At 36.6% G+C, this 19,527-nt stretch carries 36 protein-coding genes; all 36 read right to left on the reverse strand.

What is annotated here, in order from left to right; translation table 11 throughout:
• Positions 1-159: 159 nt before the first annotated feature.
• The 36 genes from rpsI to rplD all read right to left on the reverse strand — a co-directional run bounded on the left by rpsI (position 160) and on the right by rplD (position 19,511).
• Positions 160-552 (reverse strand): 30S ribosomal protein S9, encoded by a 393-nt coding sequence (gene rpsI, locus FHY60_RS15240; protein ID WP_139905838.1) that lies wholly within the window; start codon positions 550-552, stop codon positions 160-162.
• A gap of 24 nt (positions 553-576) precedes the next feature.
• Positions 577-1,011: a 50S ribosomal protein L13 gene (gene rplM, locus FHY60_RS15245; RefSeq protein WP_139905839.1), complete on the reverse strand. Its 435-nt coding sequence runs from the start codon at positions 1,009-1,011 to the stop codon at positions 577-579.
• 146 nt (positions 1,012-1,157) lie between these two features.
• Complete coding sequence (gene truA / locus FHY60_RS15250) at positions 1,158-1,892, reverse strand: tRNA pseudouridine(38-40) synthase TruA (RefSeq protein ID WP_139905840.1); 735 nt, start codon at positions 1,890-1,892, stop codon at positions 1,158-1,160.
• Between the two features lie 16 nt (positions 1,893-1,908).
• Complete coding sequence (locus FHY60_RS15255; protein ID WP_139905841.1) at positions 1,909-2,718, reverse strand: energy-coupling factor transporter transmembrane component T family protein; 810 nt, start codon at positions 2,716-2,718, stop codon at positions 1,909-1,911.
• A gap of 19 nt (positions 2,719-2,737) precedes the next feature.
• Positions 2,738-3,586 (reverse strand): energy-coupling factor transporter ATPase, encoded by an 849-nt coding sequence (locus tag FHY60_RS15260; protein ID WP_139905842.1) that lies wholly within the window; start codon positions 3,584-3,586, stop codon positions 2,738-2,740.
• Entirely contained in the window at positions 3,571-4,416 is an 846-nt protein-coding gene (locus tag FHY60_RS15265; protein ID WP_139905843.1) for an energy-coupling factor transporter ATPase, read from the reverse strand. The genes FHY60_RS15260 and FHY60_RS15265 overlap by 16 nt, the downstream gene beginning before the upstream one ends.
• Positions 4,417-4,560: 144 nt before the next feature.
• On the reverse strand, positions 4,561-4,902 hold the full coding sequence (rplQ, locus tag FHY60_RS15270) for a 50S ribosomal protein L17 (RefSeq protein ID WP_139905844.1): 342 nt from the start codon (positions 4,900-4,902) through the stop codon (positions 4,561-4,563).
• Between the two features lie 12 nt (positions 4,903-4,914).
• Entirely contained in the window at positions 4,915-5,862 is a 948-nt protein-coding gene (locus FHY60_RS15275; protein ID WP_139905845.1) for a DNA-directed RNA polymerase subunit alpha, read from the reverse strand.
• A gap of 141 nt (positions 5,863-6,003) precedes the next feature.
• Positions 6,004-6,624, reverse strand: a complete 621-nt coding sequence (gene rpsD / locus FHY60_RS15280) for a 30S ribosomal protein S4 (protein ID WP_139905846.1) — start codon at positions 6,622-6,624, stop codon at positions 6,004-6,006.
• A gap of 27 nt (positions 6,625-6,651) precedes the next feature.
• Positions 6,652-7,047 carry a 30S ribosomal protein S11 gene (gene rpsK / locus FHY60_RS15285; protein WP_139905847.1) on the reverse strand — a complete coding sequence of 132 codons (396 nt, stop codon included), beginning with the start codon at positions 7,045-7,047 and terminating at the stop codon, positions 6,652-6,654.
• 15 nt (positions 7,048-7,062) lie between these two features.
• Positions 7,063-7,434, reverse strand: a complete 372-nt coding sequence (rpsM, locus tag FHY60_RS15290) for a 30S ribosomal protein S13 (protein WP_139905848.1) — start codon at positions 7,432-7,434, stop codon at positions 7,063-7,065.
• 123 nt (positions 7,435-7,557) lie between these two features.
• The gene (gene rpmJ, locus FHY60_RS15295; protein WP_003373491.1) at positions 7,558-7,671 is read right to left on the reverse strand and encodes a 50S ribosomal protein L36; all 114 of its coding nucleotides are present in this window, start codon (positions 7,669-7,671) and stop codon (positions 7,558-7,560) included.
• Between the two features lie 15 nt (positions 7,672-7,686).
• Positions 7,687-7,905 (reverse strand): translation initiation factor IF-1, encoded by a 219-nt coding sequence (gene infA / locus FHY60_RS15300; RefSeq protein ID WP_079425314.1) that lies wholly within the window; start codon positions 7,903-7,905, stop codon positions 7,687-7,689.
• Positions 7,906-7,912: 7 nt separating this feature from the next.
• On the reverse strand, positions 7,913-8,194 hold the full coding sequence (locus FHY60_RS15305; protein WP_139905849.1) for a KOW domain-containing RNA-binding protein: 282 nt from the start codon (positions 8,192-8,194) through the stop codon (positions 7,913-7,915).
• Positions 8,195-8,241: 47 nt separating this feature from the next.
• Entirely contained in the window at positions 8,242-8,985 is a 744-nt protein-coding gene (map, locus tag FHY60_RS15310; RefSeq protein ID WP_139905850.1) for a type I methionyl aminopeptidase, read from the reverse strand.
• Positions 8,982-9,638: an adenylate kinase gene (locus tag FHY60_RS15315; RefSeq protein WP_139905851.1), complete on the reverse strand. Its 657-nt coding sequence runs from the start codon at positions 9,636-9,638 to the stop codon at positions 8,982-8,984. Before FHY60_RS15315 ends, map begins: the two co-directional genes overlap by 4 nt.
• 23 nt (positions 9,639-9,661) lie before the next feature.
• Complete coding sequence (gene secY / locus FHY60_RS15320; RefSeq protein ID WP_139905852.1) at positions 9,662-10,945, reverse strand: preprotein translocase subunit SecY; 1,284 nt, start codon at positions 10,943-10,945, stop codon at positions 9,662-9,664.
• A 1-nt stretch (position 10,946) separates the two neighbouring features.
• Entirely contained in the window at positions 10,947-11,387 is a 441-nt protein-coding gene (gene rplO / locus FHY60_RS15325; RefSeq protein ID WP_139905853.1) for a 50S ribosomal protein L15, read from the reverse strand.
• A 170-nt stretch (positions 11,388-11,557) separates the two neighbouring features.
• The gene (gene rpmD, locus FHY60_RS15330) at positions 11,558-11,737 is read right to left on the reverse strand and encodes a 50S ribosomal protein L30 (RefSeq protein ID WP_139905854.1); all 180 of its coding nucleotides are present in this window, start codon (positions 11,735-11,737) and stop codon (positions 11,558-11,560) included.
• A gap of 12 nt (positions 11,738-11,749) precedes the next feature.
• The gene (gene rpsE / locus FHY60_RS15335; RefSeq protein ID WP_139905855.1) at positions 11,750-12,247 is read right to left on the reverse strand and encodes a 30S ribosomal protein S5; all 498 of its coding nucleotides are present in this window, start codon (positions 12,245-12,247) and stop codon (positions 11,750-11,752) included.
• Positions 12,248-12,261: 14 nt separating this feature from the next.
• Positions 12,262-12,624 (reverse strand): 50S ribosomal protein L18, encoded by a 363-nt coding sequence (gene rplR, locus FHY60_RS15340; protein WP_139905856.1) that lies wholly within the window; start codon positions 12,622-12,624, stop codon positions 12,262-12,264.
• A 19-nt stretch (positions 12,625-12,643) separates the two neighbouring features.
• Positions 12,644-13,186 carry a 50S ribosomal protein L6 gene (gene rplF, locus FHY60_RS15345; protein WP_139905857.1) on the reverse strand — a complete coding sequence of 181 codons (543 nt, stop codon included), beginning with the start codon at positions 13,184-13,186 and terminating at the stop codon, positions 12,644-12,646.
• 230 nt (positions 13,187-13,416) lie between these two features.
• Positions 13,417-13,815: a 30S ribosomal protein S8 gene (gene rpsH / locus FHY60_RS15350; protein ID WP_139905858.1), complete on the reverse strand. Its 399-nt coding sequence runs from the start codon at positions 13,813-13,815 to the stop codon at positions 13,417-13,419.
• Between the two features lie 32 nt (positions 13,816-13,847).
• Positions 13,848-14,033 carry a type Z 30S ribosomal protein S14 gene (locus FHY60_RS15355; protein ID WP_139905859.1) on the reverse strand — a complete coding sequence of 62 codons (186 nt, stop codon included), beginning with the start codon at positions 14,031-14,033 and terminating at the stop codon, positions 13,848-13,850.
• 12 nt (positions 14,034-14,045) lie between these two features.
• On the reverse strand, positions 14,046-14,591 hold the full coding sequence (gene rplE / locus FHY60_RS15360; protein WP_139905860.1) for a 50S ribosomal protein L5: 546 nt from the start codon (positions 14,589-14,591) through the stop codon (positions 14,046-14,048).
• 22 nt (positions 14,592-14,613) lie between these two features.
• Positions 14,614-14,937, reverse strand: a complete 324-nt coding sequence (rplX, locus tag FHY60_RS15365) for a 50S ribosomal protein L24 (RefSeq protein WP_139905861.1) — start codon at positions 14,935-14,937, stop codon at positions 14,614-14,616.
• Positions 14,938-14,952: 15 nt separating this feature from the next.
• Complete coding sequence (rplN, locus tag FHY60_RS15370) at positions 14,953-15,321, reverse strand: 50S ribosomal protein L14 (protein ID WP_139905862.1); 369 nt, start codon at positions 15,319-15,321, stop codon at positions 14,953-14,955.
• A 30-nt stretch (positions 15,322-15,351) separates the two neighbouring features.
• Positions 15,352-15,606, reverse strand: a complete 255-nt coding sequence (gene rpsQ / locus FHY60_RS15375) for a 30S ribosomal protein S17 (RefSeq protein WP_139905863.1) — start codon at positions 15,604-15,606, stop codon at positions 15,352-15,354.
• A 20-nt stretch (positions 15,607-15,626) separates the two neighbouring features.
• Complete coding sequence (gene rpmC, locus FHY60_RS15380; protein WP_139905864.1) at positions 15,627-15,839, reverse strand: 50S ribosomal protein L29; 213 nt, start codon at positions 15,837-15,839, stop codon at positions 15,627-15,629.
• Positions 15,829-16,272: a 50S ribosomal protein L16 gene (gene rplP, locus FHY60_RS15385; RefSeq protein ID WP_139905865.1), complete on the reverse strand. Its 444-nt coding sequence runs from the start codon at positions 16,270-16,272 to the stop codon at positions 15,829-15,831. Before rplP ends, rpmC begins: the two co-directional genes overlap by 11 nt.
• A gap of 23 nt (positions 16,273-16,295) precedes the next feature.
• Positions 16,296-16,979: a 30S ribosomal protein S3 gene (gene rpsC / locus FHY60_RS15390; RefSeq protein WP_139905866.1), complete on the reverse strand. Its 684-nt coding sequence runs from the start codon at positions 16,977-16,979 to the stop codon at positions 16,296-16,298.
• A 16-nt stretch (positions 16,980-16,995) separates the two neighbouring features.
• Positions 16,996-17,331, reverse strand: a complete 336-nt coding sequence (rplV, locus tag FHY60_RS15395) for a 50S ribosomal protein L22 (RefSeq protein ID WP_139905867.1) — start codon at positions 17,329-17,331, stop codon at positions 16,996-16,998.
• Positions 17,332-17,353: 22 nt separating this feature from the next.
• On the reverse strand, positions 17,354-17,635 hold the full coding sequence (gene rpsS / locus FHY60_RS15400; RefSeq protein ID WP_139905868.1) for a 30S ribosomal protein S19: 282 nt from the start codon (positions 17,633-17,635) through the stop codon (positions 17,354-17,356).
• A 62-nt stretch (positions 17,636-17,697) separates the two neighbouring features.
• Entirely contained in the window at positions 17,698-18,531 is an 834-nt protein-coding gene (gene rplB / locus FHY60_RS15405) for a 50S ribosomal protein L2 (protein ID WP_139905869.1), read from the reverse strand.
• Between the two features lie 63 nt (positions 18,532-18,594).
• A complete protein-coding gene (rplW, locus tag FHY60_RS15410) occupies positions 18,595-18,891 on the reverse strand; it encodes a 50S ribosomal protein L23 (RefSeq protein ID WP_139905870.1) in 297 nt (98 codons plus the stop codon).
• The gene (rplD, locus tag FHY60_RS15415) at positions 18,891-19,511 is read right to left on the reverse strand and encodes a 50S ribosomal protein L4 (RefSeq protein ID WP_139905871.1); all 621 of its coding nucleotides are present in this window, start codon (positions 19,509-19,511) and stop codon (positions 18,891-18,893) included. The genes rplW and rplD overlap by 1 nt, the downstream gene beginning before the upstream one ends.
• Positions 19,512-19,527: the final 16 nt, after the last annotated feature.

Genomic DNA, 19,527 nt, shown 5'->3' on the forward strand with positions numbered 1-19,527 from the left:
CTATTTTACGCTTACAAAAAGAAGGGTTGGTATGTAATCTCCTGTGAATTAGTATAGATATTTTACACATATAAAAAACGCCAGAGGAAATCCTCTGACGTTTTTTTATCTGAGAAAAATCGTAATTGTAAGCATTGCAGCTTGTATTTGGGGGATAAATTATCTCTTTGAGAACTGTGGAGCTCTTCTTGCCTTTTTAAGACCGTATTTCTTTCTTTCCTTCATTCTTGGATCTCTAGTTAAGAACCCAGCCTTCTTTAGGGTTCCTCTTAGTGTTTCATCAGCTTTTACAAGAGCTCTTGCAATACCATGTCTTATAGCTCCTGCCTGACCTGTAAAACCACCACCGTGAACATTTACAAGTACATCATAAGAATCCTTTGTTCCAGTCAGAACAAGTGGTTGATTAACTATAATCTTTAAAGTGTCTAATCCGAAATATGTATCCATATCTCTTTTATTTATAATAACTTTTCCTTCACCTGGAACAAGTCTTACTCTTGCAACGGACTTCTTTCTTCTTCCAGTAGCACTGTATTGAACCTTAGCCATGATTTTTCCTCCCTTCACTTTCCATTAGTACTTTAATTCAAGTACTTCTGGTTTTTGTGCTGAATTGTTATGCTCTGCACCTCTGTAAACCTTAAGCTTCTTAAGCATTTGTCTTCCAAGAGGTCCCTTCGGAAGCATTCTTCTAACTGCTTCTTCAAATGCGAATTCAGGCTTCTTAGCTAATACTTCTCTGTATGGAGTTTCTTTTAATCCACCTGGATATAATGAGTGATGTCTCATCATTTTCTGGTCTAATTTCTTTCCTGTTAAAACTACCTTTTCAGCGTTTATAACTATAACGAAATCTCCAGTATCAACATTTGGTGTAAATGTTGGCTTATTCTTACCTCTTAATATTGTAGCAACCTGACTAGCAACTCTACCAAGTGGCTTTCCTGCAGCATCAACTACATACCACTTTCTTTCAATTTCATTTGGCTTTGCAATGTATGATTTCATCTTTTTCCCTCCTTGAAAACCTGCGTTCATTATCTTCTATTTCAAGACCCGGGGCTAGTGGATCTTAATAACTTCCTTAACAAACATTATTATTATAATACAATCATCCGGGCGTGTCAATGTTTTTTTCACCACGAATATTAAAATTAATAATAAACTTTTTCTAGGCATAGTCCCTGAGGCGACACTGACTTTCCAGCCTTAGTTCTGTCCTTGCTAGCTATTATTTCCGGTATTTGTCCCGGAGATATTTTACCTATTCCCACATTTATAAGAGTACCTACTATTATTCTCATCATATTATATAAAAATCCGTCTGCTGTACAATATATCTTTATAAGGGGGGCTTCCACGCTTATATCTAATTGACTTATGGTTCGTGTGGTTGTCTTTACAGAACTCCCTAAGTTTCTGAAGGCAGCAAAATCATGGGTGCCTAAAAAATGTAAAGCTGCTTCCTCCATCCAGCTGATGTTAAGAGGCTGAGCTACGTGACCTACATAATTTCTTAATAAGGCTGAGTTCACTAGCTGGTTTAATATAGTATAGCAGTATGTTTTTCCTTTGCTGTCATATCTTGCATGAAAGTCCATATCCACTTCCATGGATTCCAGTACCCTTATGTCCTCAGGCAGCTTAGTGTTCAGAGCTTCCCTTATTCGTTCGCTTGGAATACTGCTATTAGTATGAAAATTGCATATAAATTCTCTGGCATGTACCTTGGCATCAGTTCTGCTGCATCCTATGACATTACATCTTTCAGAGGTAATAATAAAAATGGCATCTTCTAGAGCCTGCTGTACAGTAACTATATTTTTTTGTCTTTGCCATCCGCCATAATTTGTTCCATCATATTCAAGCGCCAGTTTAATATTTTTCATGTCTCTCCTCTAAACTTTATGGTATATTAAGCATTCTTACTATGATTGTTATTGCTATAAAAAGGATGAAAAACAATATAGCAATTAAATCATCATAGGTAAGTTTTAATACCTTCATTCTGGTTCTACCTTCTCCCCCTCTGTAACATCTAGCTTCCATAGCCATGGCTAATTCGTCTGCCCTTCTAAAGGAACTTATAAAAAGCGGTACCAGTAAGGGGATAAGACTTTTTGCCTTTGCCAGTATATTTCCCGAGTCAAAATCAGCTCCTCTTGCCATCTGAGCTTTCATAATCTTATCAGTCTCATCCATAAGTGTAGGTATAAATCTTAATGCTATAGTCATCATCATGGCTAATTCATGGGCAGGCACACCAATTTTTTTAAAGGGATTTAACAAACGCTCAATACCATCTGTAAGTTCTATTGGTGATGTGGTAAGCGTCAGAATTGATGTTCCTGCTATTAGGAAGATCAGTCTAAGTGCCATGAAAGCAGCTATTCTTAAACCTTCATCATAGATTTTAATAAACTTCCATACAAAGATCAGTTGTCCATTTCTTGTCATTAACATATTGAGCAAAGCCGTTATAATCAAAAGAACAAATACTGGCTTTAAACCTTTATATACATAACTTGGAGACAACTTTGCTATAGCAATTACAAAACATATAAATGTCAAAACAAAGACATATCCACTAAAATTTGTGATAATGAATAAATCTATTATAAAGAGTATAGATAGTATTATTTTAACTCTGGGGTCTAATCTATGTACGAAGGAATCTCCGGGCACATATTGACCAATTGTTATATTCTTTACCATGACCTTAACCTTCCTTCCGCTACTTAAAAATCTTGGTTAATGCATCTAAGGCTTGATTAATAGTGAATATTTCTTCAGAAATATCAATGCCTCTGTCTCTTAATTCCCTTATTAGATAGGTTACCTGAGGTACTGCAAGCCCAACGGATTCTAGAAGCTCTATCTCCTTAAAGACAAGGGAAGGTTTTCCGTCAAGTATTGCCTTTCCTTTATCCATTACAATAATCCTATCTGCTAATTTTGCCACATCTTCCATACTATGAGATACAAGTATTATGGTCATTCCATATTCATTGTGTAAATTTTTTATTTGCTGTAGAATTTCATCCCTCCCCTTAGGATCCAGTCCTGCTGTGGGTTCATCCAGTATAAGAACCTTAGGTTCCATTGCCACTACACCTGCAATTGCAACCCTTCTTTTTTGACCTCCACTTAGTTCAAAAGGGGACTTATCCTTATACTTTTCATAATTTAAGCCAACAATTTCCATAGCCCTTTTAACCCTGCTTAAAACTTTTTCTCCATCCAGTCCTAATTTTTCAGGGCCAAAGCTTATATCCTTTTCTATAGTTTCTTCAAATAACTGATATTCCGGGTACTGAAATACCAAACCAACTCTTTTTCTTACATCGCTAAGCTTTACCTTACCATCAGTTATGCAGGTTCCATCTACCTCAATTCTTCCTGAGGTTGGCTTTAACAATCCATTTAGATGCTGAACTAAAGTAGACTTTCCAGATCCCGTATGGCCTATCAGCGCCACAAATTCTCCATTGTTGATTTCTATGTTTACATTATCTAAAGCCTTTTTCTCAAAGGGAGTACCAGGCATATATACATGAGTTAAGTTTTCTACCTTAATTGACATAATGCATTCACCATCTCACTTATCGTTAATATATCGTTGCTAATATTAATACCTTTTTTACTCAGTTCATAGGCTAGCTCTGTAACCTGTGGAACATCAAGTCCAATGCTCTTCATTTCAGGTACCTTGCTGAATACTTCCCTTGGCGTTCCAGTAAGCTTAACTTTACCTTCATCCATAACTATAATCCTATCAGCCTCTACTGCTTCTTCCATATAGTGAGTTATAAGAATTATTGTAATTCCTAAGTCTCTGTTCAACTTTGTTATGGTCTTAATAACTTCTTTTCTTCCTGATGGGTCCAGCATTGCCGTAGGTTCATCTAAAATTATGCATTGCGGCCTCATCGCCAGTATACCTGCTATAGCTACCCTCTGTTTCTGACCACCGGATAGCAGATGGGGGGCATGTCGTCTATAATCATACATATTTACTGTTTGTAAACTTTCATCCACTCTTTTCCTGATTTCTTCGCTGGGTATTCCTAGGTTCTCAGGTCCAAAAGCTACATCTTCTTCTACTATGGTAGCTACCAGTTGGTTATCAGGATTCTGAAATACCATTCCTGCTTTACTTCGTATTTCCCATAGTAGATCTTGTTGTTGAGTGTCCATTGTATCTACATATACCTTTCCCTCAGTAGGCAAAAGTAAAGCATTCATATGCTTTGCCAGTGTAGATTTACCTGAACCGTTATGTCCAAGTATAACAAGAAACTCACCTTTCTTGACCTCAATATTCACTCCGTCAATCGCAACTCTCTCTTCTTTAACCTCATTGCCGGTATACTTGAAAACAACATTATCGCATTTTATCATATTATCTAACATGTGCATATCCCCTTTTTATTATATAATCCCCACTAGGAATTAGACTGAACTACTATGCAATCTAATTTCTAGTATGGACTATACGCGGTTTAATTATAATAAAACGGGGACTAAGTCAGACATACACTTAATCCCCTTTTGTCTTTAAACCAGCTCAAGTATAACGACTTCAGCGCCGTCTCCTCTTCTTGGTCCAACTTTATACATTCTAGTATATCCGCCTTTTCTTTCAGCATACTTTGGTGCAACATTATCAAATAGATTTTTAACAACGTCCTCCTCAGTAATAAAAGAAAGAACTTGTCTTCTTGCATGCAAATCCCCTCTTTTAGCAAGAGTGATCATCTTTTCTGCAAGAGATCTTGTTTCCTTAGCTCTAGTAACAGTTGTTTCTATTTTACCGTGCTTTAGAAAACTTGTAACTAGATTTCTAAGCATAGCTTTTCTATGGTCTGTAGGAAGACCTAATTTACGATATCCTGCCATGTCTTTACCTCCTTACTCATCGCTTTCTTTTAAACTCAACCCAAGATCACGCAGCTTTTTTTCTACTTCTTCTAATGATTTTTTACCAAGATTTCTAACCTTCATCATATCTTCCATAGATCTCTCGGATAATTCTTGAACAGTATTTATACCTGCTCTCTTCAGGCAGTTATAGCTTCTGACAGAAAGATCCAATTCTTCTATTGTCATTTCAAGAACCTTTTCTTTCTTGTCTTCTTCTTTCTCTACCATAATTTCAACATTATTAGCGTGGTCTGTTAGAGTCATAAATAGTTTGAAATGCTCAATCAATATCTTAGCAGATAAGCTTATGGCTTCATCAGTTTTAATTGTTCCATTAGTCCATATTTCTATGGTAAGCTTATCATAGTCTGTAATTTGGCCAACTCTTGTATTATCTACAGTGAAGTTAACTCTCTTTACAGGAGTATATATGGAATCTACCGGAATAGTGGATATGCTAAGTTCCTCACTCTTGTTCTTAGTTTGTGATACATATCCTCTTCCCCTGTTAACTGTTATCTCCATATATAATTTTGCGTCATCGTCAAGGGTGGCGATATGTAAGTCCTTATTTACAATTTCTACATCGCCATCAGTTTTAATATCTCCGCCCTTAACTTCTCCAGGTCCTTTAGCATCAATATATATGGTTTTAGGGCCATCTCCAGTCATTTTCAGCGCAAGAGCTTTTATATTAAGTATTAACTCAGGAACATCTTCCTTAACGCCCTGTACTGTTGAAAACTCATGTAGTACTCCATCTATTTTTACAGCATTAGCTGCTACACCAGGTAAGGATGAGAGAAGAATTCTTCTCAAAGCATTCCCCAGTGTAATACCGTAACCTCTCTCTAGGGGTTCTACTACAAACTTGCCATATGTGCCGTCATCACTAGACTCAACACATTCTATTTTTGGCTTTTCTATCTCTAACATTCACAAACCCTCCTTATTAATTAAATGGCAACCTTATTTTGAGGGCAACTGATTCTTTTTTGCCAAGCCTGAATTCTTTACTTAGCTGTGTATATCTCAAACTAAGCCATTCAATGTTAATTCGATGTACTGAATTAATTATTACTTGCTGTATAACTCAACAATTAATGTTTCATTAACTGGTACTTGTATATCAGCTCTTGATGGCTCAGTTATTATCTTACCTTCAAAGTTTTCTGGGTTTCCGCTCAACCAATTTGGCAGAGTTTTTGGATTTTCAGCAAAACCCTTGAATAATTCGCTTTGTCTGCTTTTTTCTTTTACAGTTATAACATCGTTAACAGAAACTTGGTATGATGGAATATCAACCTTTTTTCCGTTTACAAGGAAATGTCCATGAGTTACAAGCTGTCTAGCTTCTTTTCTGGAATCTCCATATCCTAATCTGTATACTACGTTATCCAATCTCATTTCAAGAAGTTTTAACAAGTTTTCACCTGTTATTCCTCTCATTCTATCGGCCTTTTCATAGTAAGTTCTGAATTGACCTTCTAAAATACCGTAAATTCTTCTTGCTTTTTGCTTTTCTCTTAACTGAACTCCATAGTTAGATAACTTTTTCTTGTTAGCACCATGTTGCCCAGGTGCATAATTTCTTCTATCTATAGCACATTTGCCTGTGTAACATCTATCCCCTTTAAGGAATAACTTCATACCTTCTCTTCTGCAAAGTCTGCATACAGCTCCAGTATATCTTGCCATTAACTACACCTCCTGTTACTTCTACTATTATACTCTTCTTCTTTTTGGTGGTCTGCATCCATTGTGTGGTATAGGAGTAACATCTTTTATCATTGTTATTTCCAAACCAGCAGCTTGAAGAGATCTTATAGCAGCCTCTCTACCTGCTCCAGGTCCCTTTACAAATACCTGAACAGTTCTCAAGCCATGTTCCATAGCAGCTTTTGAAGCTGTCTCAGCTGCCATCTGTGCAGCGAAAGGAGTGCTCTTTCTTGAACCTCTGAAGCCTAGTGCACCGGCACTTGACCAAGAAAGTGCATTTCCAACACTGTCAGTTATTGTTACGATTGAGTTGTTAAAAGTTGATTTAATATGAGCTGCTCCGTGCTCAACATTTTTTCTTTCTTTTCTTCTTCTAGTCTTCTTTACCTTTTGAGCTGCCATTATTGTCCCTCCTTACTACTTCTTTTTCTTACCTGCTATTGTTCTCTTTGGACCTTTTCTTGTTCTAGCATTAGTCTTTGTTCTTTGTCCTCTAACTGGAAGGCCCTTTCTGTGTCTTATACCTCTGTAGCAGCCTATTTCCATAAGTCTCTTGATATTAAGAGCGATATCTCTTCTAAGGTCACCTTCAACCTTAACGTTCTTGTTCACATAATCTCTTAGCTTATTAACTTCTTCTTCAGTTAAATCCCTAACTCTTGTATCTGGATTAACACCAGTTTCAGCTAACATCTTTTGAGCAGTTGGTAGTCCTATTCCAAAAATATAAGTTAGTGCTACTTCAACTCTCTTTTCTTTTGGTATATCTACACCAGCAATTCTTGCCATTAAAATTTACACCTCCTAGGTTTTATGTCCATAGTTAAATATAATTTTTATATAAAGTTTTGGTAAGTAGTACTTAGACTACTCCAGCCGCCTCCAAAACTGAATAAACTTTACAATTTGAAATTAACCCTGCTTTTGTTTGTGCTTAGGGTTTTCACATATAACCATTACTCTGCCTTTTCTCTTTATAACCTTGCATTTCTCGCAAATCGGCTTTACTGACGGTCTTACTTTCATAGTTAACCCTCCTTATCACTTTGCTCTCCAGGTAATTCTCCCTCTCGTCAGATCATATGGAGAAAGTTCCACTGTAACTTTATCACCTGGCAAAATTCTAATAAAATTCATTCTTAATTTTCCAGATATATGGCCTAATATCTTATGACCACTTTCTAACTCTACTAAAAACATTGCATTTGGCAAAGCTTCAAGCACAGTACCTTGCATCTCAATTACATCTTCCTTTGACATAAGGTAATCAAACCTCCTTATTTATGTCATTCAACTGCAAATACCTTCTAATAGTTGAATTGCTTAACTCATTACCTGATAATATATCTCTCTTTATGTCCTCAGCTATTATATCAGTAAAGCGTAAATGCCTCAACTTTTTTTTCTTGGGTTTATTTTCAGTTCTTAGCCTTCCATCAACTAATAGTACATAATTATCACTAATCATATCTATTACAATATAATATTTGCCTTCATCTCTTCCTGCTGTTGAAAGAACTACTCTACCTAGTACCTCATCCTTTTCCAAAGCTTTCACCTCAATGCTTACCCTTTACTATATAACCGATCGTATTATTAAAGTGTTAATATTTCCGGTCCGTTATCTAGTATGGCAACAGTATTTTCATAGTGCGCAGATAATCCTCCATCCACTGTTACGACTGTCCAGCCATTATCTAATGTTTTTACATGATAACCACCAGTATTAACCATCGGCTCAATGGCCAGCACCATACCTGCAGAAAGTTTCGGCCCTCTTCCCGGACTTCCGTAGTTTGGTACATCCGGATCTTCATGCATATTTCTTCCTATGCCATGACCCACATAATTCCTTACAACTGAGAAACTTTCATTTTCAACAAGCACTTGTATAGCGTGACTTATATCCGTTAGCCTGTTTCCAACTAAAGCTTTCTTTACACCCTCAAAAAAGCTTTCTTGAGTAATTTTTATTAATCGATAAGCTTCCTCAGATACTTTGCCTACAGGAATTGTTCTGGCTGCATCACCATGATACCCATTGAGACAGGCTCCACAGTCTATACTTACTATATCGCCTTCCTTTAGAACTCTATCATTTGGAATACCATGAATAACTTCATCATTCACAGAGGCACATATTGAAGCCGGAAAACCATGATATCCTTTAAAAGAAGGTTTGGCCCCCTGCTTCAATATCATATCTTCTGCTAATCTATCCAACTCTGCAGTTGTTATACCAGGTTTCACTACCTCTTGTAATTTTGCAAGAGTATTGCTCACTACCTTACCAGCACGCTTCATGTATTCAATTTCATAATTTCTCTTAATTATAATCATTTATTATACGCGCTCCCCAGAATCCTAGTCATATTTTCAAAGACAGCATTTATCGATTGTGTTCCATCGACTTCTTTCAAAATACCCATTGACTTATAATAGTCAATTAATGGTCTGGTTTGAGACTGGTATACTTCCAATCGTTCTCTGAGAACTTCTTCAGTATCGTCTTTGCGCTGTATAATATCACAACCACATATATCACATTTTCCAGAAGTAAAAGGAGGATTATATCGAATATGATAACTTGCACCACAGGAAATACAACTTCGCCTGCCAGTCATACGATCAATTATGAACTCGCTAGGAACTGTTATCAGCAAAACAGCATCTAAGTGTTGTTTTCTTTCTAATAGATATTTATCTAGGGCTTCGGCCTGCCCAATAGATCTTGGGAATCCATCTAATAGAAAGCCATCTAAACAATCCTCTTGATTAAGCCTATCTAATAACAAAGCAATTGTAATCTCATCTGGTACTAGATCACCATTTTCTATAAAACTTTTTGCTTTTAAGCCTAATTCCGTGTTATTGGATATATTCTTTCTAAATATATCCCCCGTGGATATATGCGGTATAGAATATCTTAAGCTAATTGATTTAGCTTGGGTTCCCTTGCCTGCTCCCGGAGGCCCCATAAGAACAATTTTCAATTTCTTCATCCCCAAATTTCATACTACTTTAAGAAACCGTGGTAATGTCTCATTACCAACTGAGATTCTAGGGTTCTTAAAGTCTCCATAGCTACATTTACCATAATCAGTATTGAAGTGCCACCAAAGGATATATTAGTAAACTTTGTGTGATTCTGAACCAAAACAGGTGTTATCGCAACTATTGTAGCAAATATACCACCAATTATAGCAACTCTAGTCAATATCTTTGAGATAAACTTTGCTGTTGGTTTTCCTGGTCTTATGCCTGGTATAAATCCAGAAGATTTATATATATTTTCAGCCATTTCTTCAGGCTTGAAAGTAACTTCTGCATAGAACCAAGAGAAAAACACAACTAGAAGAGCATAAACTATAGGATATATGAAATTTTTTTCGTTAAATGGACTCCATGTACCATTAATTATTAGCCTACTTAGCCATGCATTTGGCCAAAACTGTGCGATAGTTTTGGGGAAACTCATAACTGACATAGCAAATATTATAGCAATAACTGCTGTTGATGTCATGTTAAAAGGAATATGAGAAGATTGTCCTTTGAAGTTCTTATTGCCAACTGTTTTACCAGCATATTGTACAGTAATTCTTCTCTCAGCCATACTCATTGTTATTACAGCTATTATCATTATTAAAAGAACTAAAATGAATACTATTACCTGTACAAGGTCAATAGTACCTGCAACCTTTAGTAAATAGATACTTTGAGCTGTTTGTGGCAGTGAAGAAATTATGTTAATAAATATCAAAAGTGATACTCCATTACCTAATCCCTTTACAGTAATTACGTCACCTAACCACATTAAGAAAGTTGATGATGTTGTCAAAGTTAGTATTATCAAAAATACATTTACTGTTGAATGATCAGCTATACCACCATAATTACTGATTAGTATATAAGTAGTATATGCTTGAATTATTCCTAACACAAGTGCTGCATTCCTAGTATACTTTTGAATTTTCTTTCTTCCCTCTTCACCTTCTTTAGATAGCTGCTCTAAATAAGGTATAGCTACGGTTAGTAGCTGTATTATAATTGATGCGTTTATATAGGGTACTACCCCCATCGCAAATATACTGAAATTTCTTATAGCACCGCCAGAGATTAAATCATAAAAACCTAGTAAAACATTGTCACTAGTGTTTAAACTACTCTGCAGTATTTCACGATTTATTCCTGGAACCGGTATATGGCTTCCTAGCCTATATACCGCGATCAGAAATAGTGTGAATAATATTCGTTTCTTCAGGTCTGGTACCTTGAAGGCATTTTTGAGAGTTGATAACATTTTAAATCACCTCTGCTTTTCCTCCAGCGGCTTGAATCTTTTCAGCTGCTGTTTTTGAAAATTTAGTAGCCTTAACCGTTAAACTCTTTTCTAAGTCGCCGTTTCCAAGTATTTTAACCCCGTCATATAACTTGCTTACTAGACCTTTTTCAAGTAGTAATTCTGGTGTTACAACTGCTCCATTTTCAAAAACATTCAATCTATCAATATTTATTACTGCGTATTCTTTTGCAAATATATTTGTGAACCCTCTCTTAGGAAGTCTTCTGTATAGTGGCATTTGACCACCTTCGAATCCAGGTCTAACTCCACCACCAGTCCTAGCGTTTTGACCCTTTTCACCCTTACCAGCGTTTCTTCCTAATCCAGAACCAGTTCCTCTGCCAACTCTTTTAGGAGCCTTCTTAGAACCGATTGCTGGCTGCAACTCGTGAAGTTTCATATGATTACACCTCCTGCTATTCTTTGTAGCACGAAACAATTATCAATTGTTTCGCCTCCTGCTATTCTTTGTAGCACGTAAAGATTATGTATCCTTACGCTCTTATTAATAATACGAAATAACGATTTTGGTTTAGTAAATATATACCATTTATAATTTAGAAATTTTTATTAAACTTCTTCTACCTTTACAAGATAGTTTACTTTGTTTACCATACCTTTGATCTGAGGAGTGTCCTCATGTTCTACTACGCTACCAATCTTCTTTAGTCCAAGAGCTTTAGCAGTAGCAATATGTTCTGCTTTTCTGCCTATAAGACTCTTGACAAGTGTTAATCTAAGTTTAGCCAAGGTTCTTCCCTCCTAACCTAGTATCTCTTCAACGGTCTTGCCTCTTAGCTTAGCTATTTGTTCAGCTGTTCTAAGTGCTGATAAACCATTGATTGTTGCGTTAACCATATTTCTTGGGTTGTTTGAACCTAAAGATTTAGCTCTAACGTCTTTCAATCCAGCCAATTCAAGGACTGCTCTTGCAGGACCACCTGCGATAACTCCGGTACCTTCACCAGCAGGCATAATTAATACCTTACCAGTACCGAATATTCCTTCTACTGTATGTGGAACTGTAGTTCCAACTATGGCTACACTTACTAAGTTCTTCTTTGCGTCTTCTATTCCTTTTCTTATTGCTTCAGGAATTTCAACTGACTTGCCGATACCAACGCCAACGTGGCCGTTCTCATCGCCTACTACTACAAGGGCACTAAATCTAAAGTTTCTACCACCCTTAACAACCTTAGCAACTCTATTTATACTTACGACCTTTTCTTTAAGGTCCAGTGTGCTAGGATCAATTCTCATTTATTTCCCTCCTTCTAGAACTCTAAGCCTGCTTCTCTTGCTCCTTCAGCAAGTTCTTGAACTCTTCCGTGATAAATATATCCGCCTCGATCAAAAACAACTGACTTTATTCCTTTTTCTAATGCTCTTTTTGCTACTAATTGACCTACTAGTTTAGCAGCTTCCTTGTTGCTTCCAAGTTCTGCTCCAAAGTCTTTTTCAATTGAAGAAGCAGCAACTAATGTCTTTTGTGCAACATCGTCAATAATTTGAGCATATATATTTCTTTCACTTCTGAATACGCAAAGTCTTGGTCTTTCAGCTGTACCAGTCACTTTCTTACGTACTCTTAAATGACGCTTCTTTCTGGACAAACTTCTGTCTTCCTTATTGTACATCAAGGTTCACTCCTTTCAACTATTTCTTACCGGTCTTACCTTCCTTACGTCTGATAACTTCGTTATCATACTTGATACCCTTACCCTTATATGGTTCAGGCTTTCTCCAGGTTCTAATGTCAGCTGCTACTGCACCAACAATTTCCTTATCGATACCTTTAACTACAACCTTATTTGGAGCTGGTGTTTCAAACACGATACCTTCTACTGGTTCTACTTCAACTGGGTGAGAGAATCCAAGATTCATAACTAACTTCTTACCTTGAAGCTGTGCTCTGTATCCAACACCTATTAACTCAAGAGTTTTCTGATATCCTTCAGAAACGCCCTTAATCATATTATTTACTAACGCTCTTGTCAAGCCATGAAGAGCTCTGTGTTCTTTTACATCACTTGGTCTTGTAACAATTACAGTATTGTTTTCAACAGCTATCTTTATATCCTTATGCATTGACTTAACTAACTGTCCTTTAGGACCTTTTACAGTAACAACGTTATCTGGTGTTACAGTAACAGTTACGCCTGCTGGTATAGCTATTGGCAATCTACCAATTCTTGACATGATTACACCTCCTGTATTACTCTTTGGTCCGTAACCAAAATATTAGCTACGTCTCTTGTATCACTTTACGAGTACATAATCCCTAATGACTATGTCTGTTATATTCTTTTTTAAGACACACCGGCTACTAGAGCATGCCTCGTGACACTTAACATGTCACGCTACTCTATTTAACCTTATCTATCCTAATTTTAATTACTTTCTACGTCTACTAATACAATTGATAAAAATTACCAAATGTAGCAGATAACTTCTCCGCCTAGTCCTAACTTTCTGGCTTCTCTGTCTGCCATAAGTCCTTTTGAAGTTGAAATTATAGCTAAACCAAGTCCATTAAGAACCTTTGGAATCTCATCCTTCTTGCAATAAACTCTTAAACCTGGCTTAGAGATTCTCTTTAAACCACTTATTACTTTTTCCTTTGCTGGTCCATACTTTAATGTAAGTCTTAGCATTGGAACAACACCATCGTTATATTCTTCTACATCCTTTATATAACCTTCTTGAAGCATTATGTTTACAATTGCCTTCTTTATTGTTGAAGAAGGTACTTCCACTATTTCATGTTTCGCTGTGTTTGCATTTCTTACACGAGTTAGCAAATCTGCGATAGGATCTGTCATAACCATTAATTGTGCCTCCTTTCACTACAATGAATTAATTACCAACTTGCTTTTCTACATCCTGGAATTTGACCTTTGTAAGCAAGTTCTCTAAAACATATACGGCATATTCCATATTTCTTTAAAACAGCATGTGGTCTTCCACATATTCTGCATCTAGTGTATGCTCTAGTTTGAAACTTAGGTTCTTTCTTCCACTTTTCAATTATTGCCTTACGTGCCACAGTTTCCCCTCCTTATTTCTGAACGAATGGCATACCGAGGAATCTTAACAACTCTCTTGCTTCCTCGTCTGTCTTTGCAGTTGTTACGAATATTATATCCATACCTCTTACTTTATCTATTTTGTCATACTCTACTTCAGGGAATATTAATTGTTCCTTTACTCCCAATGAATAGTTTCCCCTTCCGTCAAATGACTTATCAGAAACTCCTCTGAAGTCTCTAACTCTTGGAAGAGCAACATTCATTAGCTTATCAGCGAACTCATACATATTCTGCTTTCTTAGTGTAACTTTACAACCTATTGGCATGTTCTGTCTTATTTTAAAGTTAGCTACGGACTTCTTAGCTCTTGTTATTACAGGCTTTTGTCCTGAAATAAGCTGTAAATCGCTAACTGCTGATTCTAGAACTTTTGCATTGTCCTTAGCTTCTCCAACTCCCATATTTATAACTATCTTTTCTAGCTTTGGAACTTCCATTATATTTTTGTATCCGAACTTTTCCATTAAAGCTGGTACTACTTCGTTAATATACTTTTCTTGTAGTCTTGAAACCATTTGGCTGACCTCCTTTCAAATATTAGAATGTTTCTCCGCACTTTTTACAAACTCTTACCTTTGCTCCATCTTCTAATACCTTATGAGCAATTCTTGTTGCGCTCTTACATTTTGTGCAGTATAACATAACTTTTGAACTATAAATAGGTGCTTCAACACGAACCAAACCGCCTTGCATATTTGTTCTGCTTGGTTTCTCATGTTTTGTAACTACATTAACACCCTTTACAAGCACTTTACCGTTCTTTGGCAATACTTGAAGAACTTCTCCAATCTTACCCTTATCCTTACCGGATACAACTACAACTGTATCTTGTTTTCTAACGTGTATTTTGTTTAACAACATAGCCACCTCCCTATCTTATAGAACTTCAGGTGCTAGTGATAATATCTTTGTGAATTCCTTATCTCTTAGCTCCCTCGCAACAGGTCCGAAGATACGAGTTCCTCTTGGCTGCTTATCTTCCTTGATTATTACTGCTGCATTTTCATCAAATCTGATGTATGAACCATCTGCTCTACCTAGGCCCTTTACAGATCTTACTATAACTGCCTTTACAACATCACCTTTTTTAACAACTCCGCCTGGTGTTGCACTCTTAACACTAGCAACTATTATATCTCCAATGTTTCCATATTTTCTCTTGGAACCACCTAATACTCTTATGCACATAATTTCTTTAGCACCAGAATTATCTGCTACTTTTAGAATGGTTTGCTGCTGTATCATAATTAAACCCTCCTTTCAGTCTACAAGCTACTATTTAGCTTTCTCAACTATTTCAACTAATCTCCATCTCTTATCCTTAGACAGCGGTCTAGTTTCCATAATCAGAACTCTATCATTGATCTTAGCTTCATTATTTTCATCATGAGCTTTAAACTTTGTTGTTCTGTTAACAGTCTTACCATATAGTGGATGACGCACTTTTGTTTCAACAGCAACAACTATTGTTTTTTCCATTTTATCAGAAACAACTCTACCTATTCTTGTCTTTCTATTTCCTCTTTCCACAGGACGAACCTCCTTTCAGCTTACTGCCTAACCGCTTTAAGTTCTTCTTCTCTAATGATGGTTTTAATCTGGGCTATAGACTTCTTAACCTCTCTTATTCTCATCGGATTTTCAAGTTGGCCTGTTGCCAATTGAAATCTTAAATTGAAGAGCTCAGCTTTCAGGTCATTGAGCTTAACTTTTAATTCCTGAGGGCTATTTTCTCTTAAATCTTGTAACTCTCTAGCCTTCATTTATTTCACCACCCATTTCCTCAAAATCTCTTCTTGTAACGAACTTAGTCTTTATAGGTAGTTTGTGTGATGCAAGTCTCATAGCTTCTCTAGCAACTTCCTCGGAAACTCCTGATAACTCAAACAGCACTCTACCTGGCTTAACAACTGCTACCCAGTATTCTGGTGAACCTTTACCGGAACCCATACGAGTTTCAGCTGGCTTCTGAGTTACTGGTTTATCTGGGAAAATCTTTATCCAAAGTTTTCCTCCTCTTCTAACATATCTATTTATAGCAATTCTGGCAGATTCAATCTGATTACTTGTAATCCAGCCACATTCAGTTGCTTGAATCGCATAATCTCCATATGCAATAAAGTTACCTCTTGTAGCTTTTCCTGACATTCTACCACGTTGTACCTTACGATGTTTAACTCTCTTAGGCATTAACATGTTGCATTCCTCCTTTCTTAAGCTTAAGCTTCAACCTTTTCAACTTTCTTTGTTGGAAGCACTTCACCTTTATACAACCAAACCTTAACACCGATCTTTCCATAGCTAGTATCTGCTTCTGCAAATCCATAGTCAATATCTGCTCTTAAAGTTTGTAGTGGAATTGTACCTTCATGATACTGTTCTGTTCTTGCTATTTCAGCTCCGCCAAGTCTTCCTGCACAAGCAGTCTTAACACCCTTAGCACCTGCCTTCATAGCTCTTTGTATTGCCTGTTTCATTGCTCTTCTGAAAGATATTCTCTTTTCTAGCTGAGCAGCTATATTTTCAGCCATCAGCTGAGCATCAATTTCTGCATTTTTAACTTCTACTATGTTAATTAGTACGGTCTTATTTGCTTTAGCATCAGCATTTGAGCCGTTAATTAAAGTATCAATTGACTTCTTTAAAGCCTCAATACCCTGACCACCTTTACCGATTACCATACCTGGCTTAGCAGTGTGTATATTAATTCTCACTCTCTTAGCAAATCTTTCGATTTCAATTTTTGAAATACCAGCGCTGAAAAGAGTTGATTTAACGTATTCTCTTATTTTGTTATCTTCAACTAAGTAATCAGCAAAATTCTTATTATCTGCGTACCACTTAGCATCCCAATCCTTTATAACGCCTACTCTTAGGCCATGTGGATTTACTTTCTGTCCCACTCTATTTCCCTCCTTCTTACGCTCTTTCTCTAACTACTAGGGTAATATGACTAGTTCTCTTTTTGATACTAAATGCTCTACCTTGTGCATGTGGTCTATATCTCTTAAGGATAGGACCACCACCAACATAAGCCTCAGCAACAAATAAATTTGATGCATCAAGATTATTATTATTTTCAGCATTAGCAACTGCTGACTTTAATACCTTATTAACAACTACTGCTGCGTCCTTAGGAGTATATTGTAAAATAGCAAAAGCTTCATTTACATTCTTTCCTCTTATTAAATCAAGAACTATTCCAACTTTCATTGGAGACATTCTAACATATTTAGCAATGGCTTTAGCTTCCATTATAAATTACCTCCTTCCCAGATTATCTTCTGCCTGTAGACTTCTCGTGATCATCATGTCCTTTGAAAGTTCTAGTAAATACGAACTCTCCAAGCTTGTGTCCAACCATATCCTCAGTTATATATACTGGTACATGCTTTCTTCCATCGTGTACAGCTATAGTGTGACCTATCATCTGTGGGAAAATTGTTGAGCTTCTGGACCAAGTCTTTATAACTTTCTTTTCACCTTTAGAATTCATTTCGTTTATTTTGTTCAAAAGTGACTCCTGAATAAAAGGTCCTTTCTTAGTTGATCTACTCACTATATTGGCCTCCCTTCATAAAACTTAAAAGTTGAGGAAGAGAATTAAAAAATTCTCTTCAACTATTTAGCATTTCTCTTCTTAACTATTAATCTATCTGAATACTTCTTATGCTTTCTAGTCTTGTATCCAAGAGCTGGCTTACCCCATGGAGTAAGAGGACTTGGATGACCTATTGGTGATTTACCTTCACCACCACCGTGTGGGTGATCTACAGGGTTCATTACGGAACCTCTAACAGTCGGTCTCCAACCCATATGTCTCTTTCTGCCAGCATTACCTATATTAACTATTTCATGCGTTAAGTTAGAAACTGTTCCTACAGTGGCTCTGCATTCTATTCTGACATATCTCATTTCGCCACTTGGTAACCTCAATGTAGCATAATTGCCTTCCTTAGCCATAAGTTGGGCTGAAGCTCCAGCACTTCTGACTAATTGACCGCCTTTTCCAGCAGATAACTCAACGTTGTGAATTACTGTACCTACAGGTATGTTCTTTAATGGTAGTGCATTACCTACCTTTATATCTGCATCAGGACCAGATACTATTACATCACCAACTTTTAATCCAACTGGTGCTATAATATATCTCTTTTCTCCGTCAGCATAAACAACTAGAGAAATGTAGGCTGATCTGTTTGGATCATATTCTATTGTTGCAACTCTTGCGGGAATACCATCTTTATTTCTCTTGAAATCTATGATTCTATATTTCTGCTTAGCGCCGCCACCTCTGTGACGAACAGTTATTTTACCTTGAGCATTTCTACCACCAGTTTTCTTCTGTACTACAAGTAATGACTTTTCTGGCTTATCAGTCGTAATTTCCTCGAAAGTTGGCACAGTCATTTGTCTTCTAGATGGAGTGGTAGGGTTAAATGATTTAACTGCCATTATAATTCCCTCCTTTTTTAGCTTATCTGGCTTTTCCGCCAATAACGGCTTATAATCTGACTATTATTGCATTCCTTCAAAGAATTCAATAGATTTGCTATCTTCAGTAAGCTTAACTATAGCTTTCTTATAGTCAGGTCTCTTACCTATGTGAACTCCCACTCTCTTAGTCTTTCCTTCAGTTCTCATGGTTTTAACTTCTTCTACCTTAACACCAAAAACTTCTTCAACAGCTCTCTTTATTTGAGACTTGTTAGCCTTAATGTTAACTATGAAGGTGTATTTCTTTTCTGCCATAGCAGCCATACTCTTTTCAGTGATTACTGGCTTTCTTATAATATCATGGCTATTCATAGTCATTATGCATACACCTCCTCAATCTTAGATACAGCATCCTTTGTAACTATGAATTTTTCATACTTAAGGATATCATAAACATTAATATTGTTTACAGGTATTACTGCAACACCTTCAATGTTTCTCGCTGACTTATATACATTTTCATTTACTTCAGCAGTTACTATTAAAGTTTTCTTAGCTTCAAATGCGTTAAGCATCTTAACTATTTCCTTTGTCTTTGGAGTTTCTAGTTCAAGATTCTCTAAAACAATCATTTCGTTAGCAGCAACTTTACTTGAAAGTGCTGACTTCATAGCAACTCTTCTCAGACTCTTTGGAAGAGACATTCTATAATCTCTTGGCTTTGGAGCAAATACAACTCCACCGTGTGTAAACTGTGGTGCTCTATTAGAACTATGTCTTGCTCTACCAGTTCCCTTTTGTCTGTATATTTTTATACCGCCTCCACGAACTTCTGCTCTTGTCAACGCGCTTTGTGTTCCTTGTCTTTTGTTCGCCAAAAGAGCAACAACTACTTGATGCATAGCATCCTTATTTATTTCTGCTTCGAAGACATTGCTAGATAATTGGATATCTCCAACTTTCTGTCCTTCTTTATTAAATAATCCTACTGTAGGCATTCTGCATCCTCCTTTC

Origin of the sequence: Clostridium thermarum, from assembly GCF_006351925.1 — a bacterium.
Taxonomy (GTDB): Bacteria; Bacillota; Clostridia; order Clostridiales; family Clostridiaceae; genus Clostridium_AU; species Clostridium_AU thermarum.

What these genes read in the sequence shown, in the direction of transcription:
- rpsD (WP_139905846.1), bottom strand. Translation starts at nt 6,624, where the DNA reads ATGGCAAGATATACTGGAGCTGTATGCAGACTTTGCAGAAGAGAAGGT.
- rplX (WP_139905861.1), bottom strand. Translation starts at nt 14,937, where the DNA reads ATGTTGTTAAACAAAATACACGTTAGAAAACAAGATACAGTTGTAGTT.
- map (WP_139905850.1), bottom strand. Translation starts at nt 8,985, where the DNA reads ATGATTATAATTAAGAGAAATTATGAAATTGAATACATGAAGCGTGCT.
- rplF (WP_139905857.1), bottom strand. Translation starts at nt 13,186, where the DNA reads ATGTCAAGAATTGGTAGATTGCCAATAGCTATACCAGCAGGCGTAACT.
- FHY60_RS15265 (WP_139905843.1), bottom strand. Translation starts at nt 4,416, where the DNA reads ATGTTAGATAATATGATAAAATGCGATAATGTTGTTTTCAAGTATACC.
- infA (WP_079425314.1), bottom strand. Translation starts at nt 7,905, where the DNA reads ATGTCAAAGGAAGATGTAATTGAGATGCAAGGTACTGTGCTTGAAGCT.
- rpsM (WP_139905848.1), bottom strand. Translation starts at nt 7,434, where the DNA reads ATGGCAAGAATTGCTGGTGTAGATATACCAAAAGAAAAGAGAGTTGAA.
- rpsE (WP_139905855.1), bottom strand. Translation starts at nt 12,247, where the DNA reads ATGAGAATTGATCCTAGCACACTGGACCTTAAAGAAAAGGTCGTAAGT.
- rplB (WP_139905869.1), bottom strand. Translation starts at nt 18,531, where the DNA reads ATGGCAGTTAAATCATTTAACCCTACCACTCCATCTAGAAGACAAATG.
- FHY60_RS15260 (WP_139905842.1), bottom strand. Translation starts at nt 3,586, where the DNA reads ATGTCAATTAAGGTAGAAAACTTAACTCATGTATATATGCCTGGTACT.
- FHY60_RS15275 (WP_139905845.1), bottom strand. Translation starts at nt 5,862, where the DNA reads ATGTTAGAGATAGAAAAGCCAAAAATAGAATGTGTTGAGTCTAGTGAT.
- rplM (WP_139905839.1), bottom strand. Translation starts at nt 1,011, where the DNA reads ATGAAATCATACATTGCAAAGCCAAATGAAATTGAAAGAAAGTGGTAT.
- rpmC (WP_139905864.1), bottom strand. Translation starts at nt 15,839, where the DNA reads ATGAAGGCTAGAGAGTTACAAGATTTAAGAGAAAATAGCCCTCAGGAA.
- rplP (WP_139905865.1), bottom strand. Translation starts at nt 16,272, where the DNA reads ATGTTAATGCCTAAGAGAGTTAAACATCGTAAGGTACAACGTGGTAGA.
- rplE (WP_139905860.1), bottom strand. Translation starts at nt 14,591, where the DNA reads ATGGTTTCAAGACTACAAGAAAAGTATATTAACGAAGTAGTACCAGCT.
- FHY60_RS15255 (WP_139905841.1), bottom strand. Translation starts at nt 2,718, where the DNA reads ATGGTAAAGAATATAACAATTGGTCAATATGTGCCCGGAGATTCCTTC.
- rplN (WP_139905862.1), bottom strand. Translation starts at nt 15,321, where the DNA reads ATGATACAGCAGCAAACCATTCTAAAAGTAGCAGATAATTCTGGTGCT.
- rplQ (WP_139905844.1), bottom strand. Translation starts at nt 4,902, where the DNA reads ATGGCAGGATATCGTAAATTAGGTCTTCCTACAGACCATAGAAAAGCT.
- rplR (WP_139905856.1), bottom strand. Translation starts at nt 12,624, where the DNA reads ATGTACAATAAGGAAGACAGAAGTTTGTCCAGAAAGAAGCGTCATTTA.
- truA (WP_139905840.1), bottom strand. Translation starts at nt 1,892, where the DNA reads ATGAAAAATATTAAACTGGCGCTTGAATATGATGGAACAAATTATGGC.
- rpsK (WP_139905847.1), bottom strand. Translation starts at nt 7,047, where the DNA reads ATGGCAGCTCAAAAGGTAAAGAAGACTAGAAGAAGAAAAGAAAGAAAA.
- rplO (WP_139905853.1), bottom strand. Translation starts at nt 11,387, where the DNA reads ATGAAACTTCACGAGTTGCAGCCAGCAATCGGTTCTAAGAAGGCTCCT.
- rplD (WP_139905871.1), bottom strand. Translation starts at nt 19,511, where the DNA reads ATGCCTACAGTAGGATTATTTAATAAAGAAGGACAGAAAGTTGGAGAT.
- rpsI (WP_139905838.1), bottom strand. Translation starts at nt 552, where the DNA reads ATGGCTAAGGTTCAATACAGTGCTACTGGAAGAAGAAAGAAGTCCGTT.
- rplW (WP_139905870.1), bottom strand. Translation starts at nt 18,891, where the DNA reads ATGACTATGAATAGCCATGATATTATAAGAAAGCCAGTAATCACTGAA.
- rpsH (WP_139905858.1), bottom strand. Translation starts at nt 13,815, where the DNA reads ATGGTTATGACAGATCCTATCGCAGATTTGCTAACTCGTGTAAGAAAT.
- rpmJ (WP_003373491.1), bottom strand. Translation starts at nt 7,671, where the DNA reads ATGAAAGTAAGACCGTCAGTAAAGCCGATTTGCGAGAAATGCAAGGTT.
- secY (WP_139905852.1), bottom strand. Translation starts at nt 10,945, where the DNA reads ATGTTATCAACTCTCAAAAATGCCTTCAAGGTACCAGACCTGAAGAAA.
- rplV (WP_139905867.1), bottom strand. Translation starts at nt 17,331, where the DNA reads ATGGAAGCTAAAGCCATTGCTAAATATGTTAGAATGTCTCCAATGAAA.